Source organism: Neisseria sp. S1 (assembly GCF_048060015.1).
In the GTDB taxonomy this organism is placed as follows: Bacteria; Pseudomonadota; Gammaproteobacteria; order Burkholderiales; family Neisseriaceae; genus Neisseria; species Neisseria arctica.
Map to the genome: position 1 here is coordinate 13,647 of NZ_JBLUPI010000005.1, position 14,543 is coordinate 28,189.

Annotated in this window: 12 protein-coding genes; 9 read left to right on the plus strand and 3 right to left on the minus strand. The window is 48.1% G+C overall.

Features of this window, described 5'->3' with window-relative positions; translation table 11 throughout:
* Positions 1-55: 55 nt before the first annotated feature.
* From ACEPPX_RS04855 to ACEPPX_RS04865, 3 genes are all read right to left on the minus strand, one after another.
* A complete protein-coding gene (locus tag ACEPPX_RS04855) occupies positions 56-2,038 on the minus strand; it encodes a DNA topoisomerase IV subunit B (protein ID WP_416623158.1) in 1,983 nt (660 codons plus the stop codon).
* 238 nt (positions 2,039-2,276) lie between these two features.
* Positions 2,277-2,864: a glutathione S-transferase family protein gene (locus ACEPPX_RS04860; protein ID WP_416623159.1), complete on the minus strand. Its 588-nt coding sequence runs from the start codon at positions 2,862-2,864 to the stop codon at positions 2,277-2,279.
* Between the two features lie 331 nt (positions 2,865-3,195).
* Positions 3,196-3,714, minus strand: a complete 519-nt coding sequence (locus ACEPPX_RS04865; RefSeq protein ID WP_416623160.1) for an RNA pyrophosphohydrolase — start codon at positions 3,712-3,714, stop codon at positions 3,196-3,198.
* A gap of 294 nt (positions 3,715-4,008) precedes the next feature.
* On the opposite strand from ACEPPX_RS04865, the gene ACEPPX_RS04870 reads away from it, so the two are divergent.
* The 9 genes from ACEPPX_RS04870 to ACEPPX_RS04910 all read left to right on the plus strand — a co-directional run bounded on the left by ACEPPX_RS04870 (position 4,009) and on the right by ACEPPX_RS04910 (position 14,530).
* Positions 4,009-5,178, plus strand: a complete 1,170-nt coding sequence (locus ACEPPX_RS04870) for a polyamine ABC transporter substrate-binding protein (RefSeq protein ID WP_416623161.1) — start codon at positions 4,009-4,011, stop codon at positions 5,176-5,178.
* A 263-nt stretch (positions 5,179-5,441) separates the two neighbouring features.
* On the plus strand, positions 5,442-6,194 hold the full coding sequence (gene surE / locus ACEPPX_RS04875; RefSeq protein ID WP_047760551.1) for a 5'/3'-nucleotidase SurE: 753 nt from the start codon (positions 5,442-5,444) through the stop codon (positions 6,192-6,194).
* On the plus strand, positions 6,194-6,859 hold the full coding sequence (locus ACEPPX_RS04880; RefSeq protein ID WP_416623162.1) for a protein-L-isoaspartate(D-aspartate) O-methyltransferase: 666 nt from the start codon (positions 6,194-6,196) through the stop codon (positions 6,857-6,859). Before surE ends, ACEPPX_RS04880 begins: the two co-directional genes overlap by 1 nt.
* 91 nt (positions 6,860-6,950) lie before the next feature.
* Positions 6,951-7,853, plus strand: a complete 903-nt coding sequence (locus tag ACEPPX_RS04885; RefSeq protein ID WP_416623163.1) for a peptidoglycan DD-metalloendopeptidase family protein — start codon at positions 6,951-6,953, stop codon at positions 7,851-7,853.
* A 259-nt stretch (positions 7,854-8,112) separates the two neighbouring features.
* A complete protein-coding gene (locus ACEPPX_RS04890) occupies positions 8,113-8,745 on the plus strand; it encodes a TetR/AcrR family transcriptional regulator (protein WP_416623164.1) in 633 nt (210 codons plus the stop codon).
* Entirely contained in the window at positions 8,742-9,722 is a 981-nt protein-coding gene (locus ACEPPX_RS04895; RefSeq protein WP_416623165.1) for an HlyD family secretion protein, read from the plus strand. The genes ACEPPX_RS04890 and ACEPPX_RS04895 overlap by 4 nt, the downstream gene beginning before the upstream one ends.
* Positions 9,723-9,861: 139 nt before the next feature.
* Entirely contained in the window at positions 9,862-10,446 is a 585-nt protein-coding gene (locus tag ACEPPX_RS04900) for an O-methyltransferase (protein ID WP_416623166.1), read from the plus strand.
* Positions 10,447-10,548: 102 nt separating this feature from the next.
* Positions 10,549-13,398, plus strand: coding sequence for a ribosome-associated ATPase/putative transporter RbbA (gene rbbA / locus ACEPPX_RS04905; RefSeq protein WP_416623167.1), 2,850 nt, complete (start codon positions 10,549-10,551; stop codon positions 13,396-13,398).
* 4 nt (positions 13,399-13,402) lie between these two features.
* On the plus strand, positions 13,403-14,530 hold the full coding sequence (locus tag ACEPPX_RS04910) for an ABC transporter permease (RefSeq protein WP_416623168.1): 1,128 nt from the start codon (positions 13,403-13,405) through the stop codon (positions 14,528-14,530).
* Positions 14,531-14,543 lie beyond the last annotated feature (13 nt).

Genomic DNA, 14,543 nt, shown 5'->3' on the forward strand with positions numbered 1-14,543 from the left:
CAATCAGCATTGCGGGCCGATTCCGCCGGGCAGGTTGTTTGTAATCTGCCGGAATTTAAATATCTACTTCAGCGGTGTCGCCTTCAGCTTCCATCCAGGCGCGCCGGCTGGCGGCTTCGCCTTTGCCCATCAGTTTTACAAAAATGCTTTGCGTTTCTTCTGCCGCACCCTCGGGAATTTGAACTTGCAACAGTCGGCGTGTGTCGGGATGCATGGTCGTATCTTTGAGTTGGTCGGGGTTCATCTCTCCCAAGCCTTTAAAACGGCTGATGGAGTAGGCCGATTCCCTTACATTTTCTTTTTGCAAGCGTTCGAGGATGCTGTCTAGCTCGTTTTGGTCGAGCGCATAGAGTTTGCGGGCAGGTTTGCTTTTACCCAGTGCGTTTACATCCACGCGGAACAGCGGCGGCTGGGCAACATAAATATGGCCTTTTTCCACAAGCTTGGGAAAGTGGGTATAAAACAGCGTTAGCAGCAATACTTGGATATGCGAACCATCGACATCGGCATCCGAGAGGATGGCGATTTTGCCGTAACGCAGGCCGCTTAGATCAGGATTATCGTTTTTGCCGTGCGGATCAACGCCTATGGCAACGGAAATATCGTGGATTTCGGCATTGCCGAACAATTGGTCGCGGTGGGTTTCGAAACTGTTGAGCACTTTACCGCGCAGAGGCAGAATGGCTTGCGTGGCTTTGTCACGGGCCAGCTTGGCGGAGCCGCCGGCCGAATCGCCTTCTACTAGGAAAAGCTCGTTTTCGCGAGTATCTTCGCTTTCGCAATCGGTCAGTTTGCCGGGTAGTACGGCGACGCCGCTGCCTTTTTTCTTCTCGATTTTCTTAACCGAACGCATACGCGCTTGGGCTTGCTTGATGGCGAGTTCGGCAATTTTCTTGCCGGCTTCTACATTTTGATTGAGCCAAAGTTCGAGCGGGTCGCCGGATACCGAGGCCACTAGCTTTAAAGCATCACGGTTGGTGAGCTTATCTTTGGTTTGACCTTGAAATTGCGGATCCAGTACGCGCGCGCTTAAGACGAAGGCGACTTTGCCAAATACATCGTCGCTTTGGATTTTGACGCCGCGCGGTAGCAAGTTGTGGTGGTTGATAAAGTTGCTGACCGCATTGAATACCGCTTGCTTTAAACCCGCTTCATGAGTGCCGCCCAAAGGGGTGGGAATCAGGTTCACATAGCTTTCGTTGGCGGTATTGCCTTCTTCCAACCATGTGAGGGCGAATGCGGCACCTTCGCCGGGTGTAAAATCCCCTTCGTGGTCTGCTCCGATATAGTTTTCAGAGGCAAATACCGGTACGGCTTCTTGAGCTTCGCTGATGAGGTTGGTGAGATAGCCTTTAAGGCCGTCGGGATAATGCCAGCTTTGTACGAAAGGTTCGTTTTGCCCTTTAACCGGGCGGGTCAGGGTAACGGTAACGCCGGGCAGTAATACTGCTTTTGCACGCAGCAGCCGCTCCAGTTCGGGAATACTGTAATTCGGTGATTCGAAATACTTGCCGTCCGGCCATACGCGCACTTCGGTACCGGTATCGCGTACGGCACATTTGCCGATTTCGACCAGAGGTTTGACCACCTCGCCGCCGGCAAATACGATGCGGTGGATTTTACCTTCGCGTTTGACCATTACCTCGAGACGCTGCGATAAGGCATTGGTAACCGATACGCCCACACCGTGTAGGCCGCCTGAAAAAGCATATGCGCCGCCGTCTTTTTTATTAAATTTACCACCGGCGTGCAATTGGGTGAAAACTAATTCGACAACAGGAATACCTTCCAGCGGATGCAGGCCTGTGGGAATGCCCCTGCCGTTGTCTGCCACCGATAAAGAACCGTCGTCGTGAATGGTTACGTCGATGCGGTCGGCAAATCCGCCTAAAGCTTCGTCTGCCGCATTGTCAATGACTTCTTGGCAGATGTGAGTAGGGCTGTCGGTACGGGTGTACATACCGGGGCGTTCTTTTACAGGATCAAGCCCCTTGAGGACGGTAATACTGGATTCGCTGTATTGTGAGGGAGTGGTCATGGGTTTATGTTGTCATTAATATTGGTTTGAGCAGTTTCATACGGCCTGTTTGCTAATAAGGCCGTATGAAAGTAGAAAATTTTATGGTCGGGCAGAATTCTAACATGATTCACAATAGTGTTTCATAGGCCTTTTTATACGGCTTTTTTAAAAATCGGCAATTAAAAACGCTTTCAGAAGGACTGAAAGCGTCGGGTGTAAGAGGCTAGGTGCTTGAGTGGATAGTTTGCCGACTGTTTTATGCGGCATAACTCGCGGCAGGGCGCGCTTTATGGCGTTCGATATAGCGGATAAATACGGCGTCGGCAGGCAAAGCGCCGGCACGGTTAATCAGCCAGTCAAGCAGGTTGGTGTAGTATAAGTCGAGTGCGGTAAAGTGCGAACCTACTATGTACTCACAGTTTTCGAGATGTGCGCGCAAAGTATTAACAACAGTATCTAAGTCGCCGTAGCCGATAGAGCTGCGTATATGTTTTTCATTTACCAAACCGCGAAGTTTATCCATGCCGGCATATTCTAGATGGATGGCAAACAGTAGCCAGCGGTAATATTGCCCGCGTTCTTCGCTGCCAGCAGAAGGAATGAGATTTTTGCTCGGAAATTGTTCTGCAAGATAGGTGACGATTGCGGCGGTTTCGGTGAGTACCTGGTTGCGGTGTTTCAGAGCGGGTACTTTCCCCATCGGATTAATTGTTAAATAGTCGGGTGATTTGAGATCGTCAAACGACATGGCTACCACTTCGTAATCGGCGCCGCATTCTTCCAGCATCCATAAAACAGTGTTTCCGCGAGAGGGCGAAGCGGTGTAAAGAATAAAGTCTTTCATGGGGTTATCTCAATATTTGGTTGGGGGAGTGGCAAGTATACGCGTAGTTTGTGTTAGTTTTTGTCAGATAGCTGTTTCAGATGGATTGTCTTTATTAAATAAGCGTTGGCTGTGAATAAAAGCCGGTAACAAAAATATTTTTATCAAAGTAAAACCGATAATTGTTTTACAGTACATATCATTTTTCTACCGGTCAAACCAATGGTAGGCAGTAGAACAGCAGCTACAAGAATTTAGAAAATGTTCTAAAACTATAAATAATGTTGGTATAGGCCGTCTGAAAATAAAAAACGCTTTCAGACGGCATGAAAGCGTTTGGGTGGATTCTTGATTATTTAAGTTCGATTTGGCGGCGGTTGAACTCTTCCAGCGATTCCAGCCCGCGTAGAAAACGGGAAAGTTCGAGCAGTGCGCCTTCGTAAACGCCGCGTTTGAAGTCGATTACTTCATCTATCGGCGCCCAATATTGATGCCAACGCCAGCCGTCAAATTCCGGGTGGCTGGTGGCACGAAGATGGACATCACTTTCCCGGCCGACTAGGCGTAAGAGATACCAAATTTGTTTTTGACCGCGATACGAACCGCGCCATTCACGCCGAACCCAATGCGACGGTACGTCGTAACGCAGCCAATCGCGCGTACGCCCTAAAATTTTGACGTGGTGAGGTAATAGGCCGACTTCTTCCAGTAATTCGCGGTACATTGCCGTTTCCGGGCTTTCTCCCGGTTTGATGCCGCCTTGCGGAAACTGCCATGAGTGCTCTCGCACCCGTTTGCCCCAAAATACTTCGTTGCGTTCGTTGGTTAAGATGATACCGACATTGGGGCGATATCCTTCTCTGTCCAGCATAGTGTCGCCCTTGCAAAATAAAATTTTAATCGTGGGATTTTCCCATAAGCGCGAGGCTTTGACAAATCTATCGGCATATTACCGGAGCATTGTGTAAACTAAATTCTTTTTATTTGAGAAACCTACGTACAGGTATGTTAAAAAATGTTGGTTTTTACATGCTAAAGTATTGCATCTTCAGGGCTTTTGCCGTTTAATTCAGGAATGTGTCCTATTACAGGCAACATTGCGTTCCGAGCCGGTTTCGGCGCGGAGGTTTTGAATATCACTTCATCAAAACGGGAAGGGTAATTAATGAAAAAAACATTGTTGGTTTCTGCTTTGGCAGGCTTGTTTTTGGCTGCATGCGGCGGATCAGGTAATCAACAGACCGAAACGAAAGCTCCGGAAACACCCGCATCTGAAAATGCGAGCAGGATAGAAGCTCCTGCTGCTACGGGCAGTTTGAATATTTACAACTGGTCGGATTACGTTGACCCGGAAACGGTTACCGAATTTGAAACAACCAACGGTGTTAAAGTCCGTTACGACTATTACGACAGCAATGAAACCCTAGAGGCCAAGGTGCTGACGGGTAAATCGGGTTATGATTTGGTTGCCCCTTCCATTGCCAACGTGGGACGCCAAATCCAAGCGGGTGCTTATCAGGAAGTGGATAAGGCCCAGATTCCGAATTATGCCAATATCGATCCCGAATTGCTGAAGATGATGGAGCAGGTTGATCCCGGCAATAAATATGCGGTTCCCTATTTTTGGGGTATTAATACTTTGGGTATTAATAAAGACCAAGTTGCCAAGGCACTGGGTACCGATAAGTTGCCTGATAACGAATGGGATTTGGTATTTAACCCCGAATATACGGCTAAATTGAAATCTTGCGGTATCAGTTTCTTAGACAGCCCGACCGAGCAAATTCCTTTGGCTTTGAACTATATCGGTAAAAATCCGAATAGCGAATCACCCGATGATTTGAAAGCTGCAGTTGATATGATGAAAAAAGTACGCGGCGATGTGAAGCGTTTCAGCTCTTCGGGTTATATCGATGACATGGCGGCAGGTAACTTGTGTGTTGCCGTAGGTTACGGCGGTGATTTGAATATTGCTAAAAACCGTGCCAAAGATTCTAAAAACGGCGTAAACTTACAAGTGCTGACACCCAAAACAGGTGTGGGTATCTGGATTGATTCGTTTATGATTCCGAAAGATGCACAAAACGTTGCCAATGCCCATAAATACATCAGCTACACACTTGATCCTAAGGTGGCGGCTAAAAACGGCAATTTTGTGACTTATGCGCCGGCAAGTTTGCCTGCACGTAAGCTCATGAATCCTGCTTATGGTGAAGACAATTCGATTTTCCCGAGCGAAGAAGTGAAAGCAAAGAGTTTTGTCGTGCTTCCCAAGTCGCCCGATGCGGTGAAATTGAGTGTACGTCTGTGGCAGGGATTGAAAGCCGGTCAGTAAGTTTCAGACGGCTTAAGCTAAAAGCTGGTCAGCCACCCCAATTAATATAAATTTTTTTAGAAAAAGCACCGTATGATAGCGGTGCTTTTTTATATTTATTAAAGATATGCCGGTTGAGTTCATAAAAATTATTGAGATAAACCCAATGGCATATTTGTTCAATAGGGTTTGTATATTGAAGATATAATCAATCGGCGGTAATTTCGGAAATAGACAATTTCCCATTGCAGTCGTTACAATAGGCCGTCTGAAAAAGGTAGAACATGAATATTCTGATTTGTAACGATGACGGCTATTTGGCAAAAGGAATCGCTATTTTGGCCAGAGTGGCGGGGGAGTTCGCCAATGTGCGTGTGGTGGCCCCCGAACGTGACCGAAGTGGCGTGAGTAACTCGCTGACGCTTGACCGCCCATTACGCATCCGCCAAGCTGAAAACGGTTTTTATTATGTGAGCGGTACGCCGACCGACTGCATTCATTTGGGCTTGCATGCTTTACCTGAATTCAAGCCCGATTTGGTTTTATCCGGTATCAACCATGGCGCGAATATGGGGGACGATACCCTGTATTCAGGTACTGTGGCAGCGGCTACGGAAGCTTTTTTGCTTGGTATTCCCGCCGTGGCATTTTCTTTAAACGATTATAGCGGCCGTTATTGGGATACTGCGGAAAAAGCCGTATGGATGATGCTGGAACATTTACTTAAAAAACCGCCTAAGCAACCTATATTGTGGAATGTGAATATACCTGCAGTTTCTCCTGAGGATATCCAAGGTTGCAAGATTACCCGTTTGGGACGGCGCCATCATGTACAAAGTATTGTTCCGGCGAGTAATCCGCGCGGTGAGGCCGTATATTGGATAGGCCCTGCCGGCGATGTTTCCGATCGTAATAGCGGTACTGATTTTGCCGAGAGTGAGTCAGGTTTTATTACGGTAACTCCTTTGCAAATCGATTTGACCAATTATGATGCGATGGCCGAAGTGGCCGCTTTCTGGCAGGGAGTCGTTTCCTAATGCAGCATGGCCGTTGGACTGGTTTCGAAAACCGGCGCGACAGAATGATAGACCGCTTGGCTCGTATGGGTATCGGTATGACTGTTTTGCAGGCAATGGCGTCGGTACAGCGGCATTTGTTTGTCGAAGAGGCGCTGCGTACCCGTGCTTATGATGAAATGTCGCTACCATTAGGTTTGGGACAAACCATTTCCCAACCCTATACTGTGGCCTGCATGACCGAGCTGTTGCTGGGCAGTCAGCCGCGTAATATGCGAAAAGTATTGGAAATTGGCACCGGTTGCGGTTATCAGACTGCCGTATTGTTGGCTTTGGGATTGCCGGAAATATATTCCGTAGAACGGCTCAGGCCGCTTCACGAACGCGCCAAGCAACACCTGCGTGCGGCAGGATTGTTGGCCAAAGCAAGAATGGTCTGCGGCGACGGCTATCTCGGCTTGCCTGAGGTGGCTCCGTTTGACGGAATTTTGGTAACGGCGGCTCCTTCTAAAATACCCCTGGCCTTATTGCAGCAGCTTGCGATAGGTGGGCGCATGGTACTGCCTTTGGATGAAGGTGGCCGCCAATATTTGTGGTTGATCGAAAAAACCGCCCAAGGCTATCGGGAAACTTGTGTGCAAGAAGCCAATTTCGTTCCGCTTGTCGGTGGCTCCGATACACCGTAAAAAAACGCTAAAGACTTGAGAGATGGGCATAGTTTGATTATGATATGCCCGAATTCCGAATCAGAACCACCAAACAAAAGGTATTAGAGATATGTTAAGAAAAACCGCATTCCGTATTGCTCCTGCCGCCGTTGTATTGGCTTTGGGTGCATGTTCGTGGCTGCAGCAGCCGGCAGCTCCGGTGGTGCAGGGAACCGCAGGCACAGTGGGCAGCACGGTGGGTGCTGCCGATCAGAATCCTTACGGCGCAACACCTTATGATCCGAATGCGGCAGGTTCAGCTCCCGTACCTTATACCCCGCCTCCTGCCGCTCCTGCTTCTACAGGTACTTATATTCCTTCTTATGCGCCGGTAGATATTAATGCGGCAACACATACAGTAGTGCGGGGTGATACTGTTTATAACATTTCCAAACGCTACAATATTACCCAAGACAATCTGCGTGCATGGAATAATTTGGTTGATAATAACATCGGCGTGGGCCAAGTATTGCGTGTGAAGCCGGCTGGTTATGTTGCTCCCGCCGTGGCCGCTGACACCCCTGCTCCGCGTCAAACCGCACCGGTAGCTTCGACAACCCCTGCTACTCCGGCGTCGACCCCAACCGTATCGGGCAGTACCCGCAATGTTGCAGGTATTACTTGGCAGCGCCCGACGGCAGGTAATATTGCAACTAACTTCGGCGGCAATAATAAAGGCGTAGAAATTGTCGGTACGGCAGGCCAAGCAGTGGTTTCCGCGGCAGACGGTAAAGTAGTATATGCAGGCTCGGGCTTGCGTGGTTACGGTAATTTGGTAATCGTGCAGCATAACTCTACTTTCTTAACCGCTTACGGTAACAATCAAAGCTTGCTGGTAAAAGAAGGGCAAACTGTAAAACGCGGCCAAACTATTGCCCGTATGGGTAATTCCGATGCTTCTCGTACTCAGTTGCATTTTGAAGTCCGCCAAAACGGTAAGCCGGTGAATCCGACCCAATACGTACCGTTTTAATTTTCAATCACGTTACATACGGTTCTATGCCGCTTTCCAATATCCTATAGGGAGTTGGAAAGCGGTTTTGTTTTGTCTTTCAGATAAGCTATGTAAAAATCTTTTAGTTTGAAGTGTAAAATTTATTTTAAATACATATTGTTATGTGTTGTTTGGGAGAGTTTGCAGATATTGGTAAAGTATTAGGTGGCTTGTTGTATAAGGCAGTATGCAGTATATTGGACGGGTGTCCAATTATTGATGACGGAAAGTTTTGATTATGTCCGACCATGCCCGTGCACAATTTATTAATGCCGGCTTACGGCTTTATCCGCAGTATGGTTATGACAAATTATCCGTACGCTTGTTAGCGGCAGAGGCGGGATTGAGCCCGGGGATGTTTCACCATCTGTTTGCCGATAAAAACACCTTTATTCATGAAGTACTGGAAACACAGCATGAAAAAACTTTTGGCCGTCTGAACCTGGCCGGTTTAGAAGGCAATGCGTTGGTAAAGCTGAAAAATTCTCTGCAAATGTTGGCCTTTTGCATACGAGACAACCTTGATTGGGTACGTCGGGCATTTGCCGATAGTGGTGAGGGTGCGGAGATAGTGGCTGGGTTTTGGCGGCAGAATTTCAGTTTGCAAACAGAATATTTTTTAGATTTGTTGGCAGCCTGCGGAACATTAGAAGAAGCGGAACAAGTCCATAGACTGGCTTATTTGAGCAGTTCGGTTATCGGACCTATGGTAATCGGTATGCGGTTGAGTGAAATGGGTGTGTTGTCTGATGCTTTAGGGGAGCATATTCCTGATATTTTGTCGGATGAGGCGATTTGCCGTCGTATTGATTGGGCGTTGGCGGCTTTATTCCCTGATGAGAGGTTGTTTTCGGTTGAGGGGCAGGTATGAAAAAAATGTTTGTCGTGTTGGTATTGGCGGTGCTCGTGTTAGTGGGGTTGTATGCCTATCAACAGCGGAACCACAATGAATTACCCGAAGGCTTTTCGGCTTCGAACGGTCGTTTGGAATTAAACCGTTTGGATGTGGCTTCGCTCTATGCAGGTCGGATACAGATGGTGCCGGTAGACGAGGGCAGCTATGTTAAAGAGGGGGATATATTGGCCGAGCTGGCTTCCGAGTCCGCCAGTAGCCAACTGGATGCGGCAAAAGCTCAAAAACAGCGTGCACAGGAAGCCGTTGCCCGAGCGGATGCGGAAATACAGGCATACGAACAGCAAAGGAAAGTGGCCGGATTAGAGTTGGATAATGCTCAAAAATTAAAACGTGATGGCTTGGTTTCGGACACTGAGGTAGCCAAGCGTAAAGCTGCATTGGATAGTGCTACCGCATCGTTGAATGCGGCGCGGGCCGCAAGGGCTGAAGCGCGGGCTGCCGCTTCGGCTGCCCAAGCACAAGCAGATGGAGCTGCTTCGGTGAGTGATGATATGGTTATCCGTGCGCCTATCTCCGGAAGGGTGGAATATACAATTGCTGATGCTGGCAGTGTGATCGCGGCAGGTAGCAAAGTGGTGAGTTTGCTTGATCCCTCGGATGTTTCTATGAATATTTTTCTGCCTAATGCGCAAATGAGCCCTCTGAAGGTGGGAGATGAAGCACGTATCGTACTCGACAATATTGATGCGGTATTTCCGGCCAAAATCAGTTTTATTGCTAATTCCGCCCAGTTTACGCCTAAAGCAGTGGAAACAGCGGATGAACGTGCAAAGCTGATGTTTAAAGTCCGCTTGAAAGTGCCGGCGGAAGTAGCGCTCCGATATGAAGGTTTGTTGAAAGGCGGCATGACGGGTAACGGTTATGTCCGTACCGATGCCCAAGCCCAATGGCCGGCAAATTTGGCGGTTAGGTTGCCTGATGTGAAAAACTGAATAATAAGAAATTAATTAATGTTGTCATATTTTCAGACGGCCTGTTTGGCGATAATCGAAATTGCCATGCAGCATCGGCTAAATGGTAATTGTCATTTAGAGGCTGTCTGAAGTTATTTGGTAAACAGAGGAGAAAAGTATGAAAGCGAAGTTGAAACAGTATTTGGAAAATCTTTATCAGCAATATCAACAGCATGATGAGGGAGAAGCGGATCGTCTCAATCGGTGGTTGAGTTTAGAGCCCGAAACAGCGGCGTTGCTGACGGTTATGGTACGTAGCAAGCAGGCGAAGAAAGTATTAGAGGTAGGTACTTCGGGAGGTTATTCCACTTTGTGGTTGGCCGATGCGGTGCGGGATCACGGTGGTTCGGTGCGAACGTTAGAGATAAATAAAGAGCGTAAAAAAACGGCTAAGCAGCATTTGCGGGAAATGAAGCTTGATGGTTACGTTCGCATGGAAGTATGCGATGCCGGTGATTTTTTGGCTGAGTATCAAAAATATTACGATGTGGTGTTTCTTGATGCGGACCGCAGCCGTTATGCCGGTTATTGGCCGCATCTGCAAAGAATTTTGGCCAAACCCGGCAGCCTGTTGGCTGTGGACAATGTTTTATCGCATCCGGAGGAGTGTGCTGAATTTTTGGCTTTGGTGGCCGCAGACAAGGAATTCAGATGCACGACTGTGCCGGTGGGTAAAGGATTATTTGTGGCAGTTAGGATTTAAGCATGGGAAAACGGGCGGTATTTTGTTTGCGCCCGTTTATCAAATCAACCGCTTGAGGCTTAAAACCTGATGTTGTGGTTTGAGGCTGTCTGAAAGAAATGGATGAATACCGAACAAACATCAGCCGTTACCCTTCATGCCGTATCACATCATTACGGTAAAACCCTTGCGCTCGATAATATATCTTTAGAGTTACCAAGAGGAGTAACCGTCGGCTTAATCGGCCCGGACGGTGTCGGTAAATCTACCTTGCTGTCGCTGATAGCGGGTGTGAAAGTGCTACAAAACGGCAGTATTACGGTATTGAGCGGTGATATTGAAGATAAAGCGGCCAGACAAGATTTAGCGTGCCGCATTGCTTTTATGCCTCAAGGTTTGGGACGTAATCTTTATCCTACGTTGTCGGTATATGAAAATATCGATTTTCACGCAAGATTGTTCGGCTTGGAGATACGGGAGCGCAAGCAGCGTATTCAGAGATTATTGGATGCCACGGGCTTGGCTCCGTTTCCTGATCGTGCTGCCGGAAAGCTTTCAGGCGGCATGAAACAGAAATTAAGTTTGTGTTGCGCTTTGGTACATAATCCCGACCTGTTGATTTTGGATGAACCGACTACGGGTGTGGATCCGTTGTCGCGCCGGCAGTTTTGGGCTTTGGTTGAAACCCTGAAGCAGGAAATCGGCGGAATGACGGTGATTGTCGCTACGGCCTATATTGAAGAGGCCGAGCATTTCGAACACCTTTGGGCAATGGATGACGGCAAATTGCTGGTTAATAGTCCGACGCGCGAGGTAATGCGGCATTACGGGGCAAAATCTTTGGAAGAGGCCTATATCGCCATGCTGCCGGATGAGAAGCGCCAAGGGGTGGGTAGCTTGGAAATGACACCGTTTGTCGCTGCAGAAGGGCAGCCTCCTGCGATGGAAGCGCACGGGCTGACCAAGCGCTTTGGTAATTTCACGGCGGTGGATAATGTGAGTTTTACCATTCAAAAAGGTGAAATTTTCGGATTTTTAGGATCGAACGGATGCGGCAAATCCACAACCATGAAAATGCTGACAGGTTTGATCGAAGCCAGTGAGGGAACCGCTGAATTATTAGGTAAACCTGTAGATGCGGGCGCGATGGATGTGCGTATGCGGGTCGGATATATGTCGCAGGCGTTTTCGTTATATGAAGAATTAAGCGTTCGTCGAAATTTGGAACTGCATGCGCGCTTATATCAGATGGGTGAAGCGGAAGGACGGCGGGCAGTTCGAGAGGCTTTGCAGCAGTTTGATTTGGCAGATGTGGCCGATACTCCACCGGCGGCACTTTCGCTGGGCATGCGTCAGCGGTTGCAGCTGGCCGCCGCTTGCTTGCATAGGCCGGAAGTGTTGATTTTGGACGAACCGACTTCAGGCGTGGATCCGGCCGCACGCGATATGTTTTGGCGTCATTTACTTAAGCTTTCACGCGAAGACCGCATTACCATTTTTGTTTCTACACATTTTATGAATGAAGCCGCCCGTTGCGATCGTATTTCCTTTATGCACCGCGGGCGGGTATTGGCGGTTGGCACCCCGCAGGAGTTGCTGAAGCAACAAAATGTTTCCGATTTAGAAGAGGCTTTTATCGGATATTTATTGGCGGACGAAGAGGTAGAAAACCAAGCGGTAACAATGCCTTCTGAAAATCTGCCTTCTGAAACCGCACAAATTGTTTCAAACCATTTGCAAGTGGTGTCTGAAAAAAACTCCAATTCCAATCAACATAAAATCATTTTTTCAGACGGCTTGCCGGCACAGGAATTGAGGCCGTCTGAAAAAGCGGCGGCTTCGGGAAATAGCTGGTTGGGCGGAGTATGGACGTTTGCCGCGCGAGAGGCCAAAGAGTTATTGCGCGACAAAATACGTTTGTTTTTTGCCGTGCTCGGGCCGGTGATTTTAATGGCGGCTTTGAGCTGGAGTATTTCATTTGATGTTCAAAATCTGCGATTTGCTGTTTTTGATCAGGATCAGACCACCCAAAGCCGTGAGCTTGTCGAATATTTTTCAGGTTCGCCTTATTTTGTTGAGCTGCCGCAACTACAAACACGAAACGATATCGACCGTGTGTTGAAAAGTGCCGAAGCACAATTGGTGATTGATATACCTTCCGGCTTCGGTGTGGAAATGATGCGTGCCAACCGTCCGGAAGTCGGATTTTATATAGACGGATCCGCGCCGTTTAATGCGGAAAATATCAAGGCGTATGTGGGAGGGATTCTCTCTCTGTATACCCGGGATTCGCTACTTGCTACGGGATTGCCGGTTTCATTGCAGCCAGCGGCGGATATGGAGGCGCGCTTTCTTTATAACCAAGATTTCAAAAGTATGTATGCCGTAGCGCCGGGTATTATGATGATGGTGCTGATGTTGATCCCTGCCATGATGACGGCCATAGGTGTCGTACGTGAACGAGAGATCGGCTCGATTGCAAACCTGTATGCTTCGCCGACTACTGTATCCCAGTATCTGGTCGGCAAACAGCTGCCTTATATCGTTGCCGGCATGGTGAATTATTGCGTTTTGTTTTTCATGATGATTTTTTGGTTTCAGGTGCCTTTGAAAGGATCGTTTGCCGCGTTGACTTTAGGTACGGTGTTGATGATATGCGTATCTACCGCCCTGGGTTTATTGGTATCCAGTTTTGTGCGCTCGCAAGTGGCGGCAATATTTGTAACCGCTATTATCACATTGGTGCCTACGGTAAATTATTCCGGTTTCCTATACCCCATTTCTACCATGACGGGTAGTGCTTATTGGATAGGTACGCTTTTTCCGGCGTCATGGTATCTGCGCATCAGTGTCGGTACGTTTACAAAAGGTTTGGATTTTTTGGGCCTATACGGTGAATTTGCGGTTTTGGCAGTGAGTGCTGCGGTATTCTTAACGGCTGCCTGCCTGTTGTTGAAAAAGCAAGAGGTGTAACGGGATGCGTGTATTGAAGACTATTTGGCATCTGGCCGTGAAAGAGTTACGCAGTCTTTTCGGCGACCCGATGCTTGTATTGATGATAGTGTTTGTTTTTTCGGCATCGATTTATTCTGTAGCCAAAGGTGTAAGCAGCGATGTGAAAAATGCGACGGTAGCGGTGATGGATGCGGATAGGTCGGTTTTATCGTACCGCATACGCGATGCCTTGCAAGCACCTTATTTTAAGCCTGTTCAAGATATTTCCCGTGAAGAGGCAGACGCGGCGCTGGATTCCGGGCAGTATATTTTTATTCTCGACATTCCGCCCAATTTTGAGCGTGATGTGCTGGCGGGAAGAGGTTCGCAGCTACAATTGTTGATTGATGCAACCACTATGACGCAGGCGGGTGTAGGCGCATCTTATATCAATCAGATTTTCAGACGGCAGGTTAACGAGTTTCTCCATATAAAAGGGGACGAGGCGATGATGCCCGTCGAACCGGTTGTGAATATCGTTTTCAATCCAAACAGCCGTAGCGATTGGTATATGCCGGTAATGGAAGTCGGCAATATGATTACATTACTTTCTTTGGTGTTGGTGGGTGCAGCGGTTATTCGTGAGCGGGAACGCGGTACGATAGAGCATTTGTTGGTGATGCCGGTAAATGCCGTAGAAATCATGATGGCGAAAGTGTTGTCGAACGGCATCGTGATCTTGGCAGCTTCGCAGTTATCAATGTGGTTTATGGTGCATAAAGTTATCGGCGTTCCGATAGACAGTTCGGCCATTATGTTGTATTCGCTGGGAGCGGGTGTATATCTGTTTTCGATTGCTGCTTTGGGGATTATGCTTGCCACTATTGCTCCTACCATGCCGCAATTCGGTCTGCTGATGTTGCCGGTGTTTATGGTTATGCTGCTGTTTTCAGGCTCCGGAGCACCGCGAAGCAATATGCCGCAAGTTGCTAGGCAGCTTAGCGAATATTGGCCGTCTACTCAATTTGCACAATTTGCACAAAACGTATTATTCCGCAGTGCGGGTTTGGAAATTGTTTGGCCTCAGCTGTTGGCGATGGTGCTGACAGGTGCCGTGTTCATTGTATTTGCATTATTTCGCTTTAAAAAAATGCTCGAGCAGCAAGGATAAAGCAGAGGCCGTC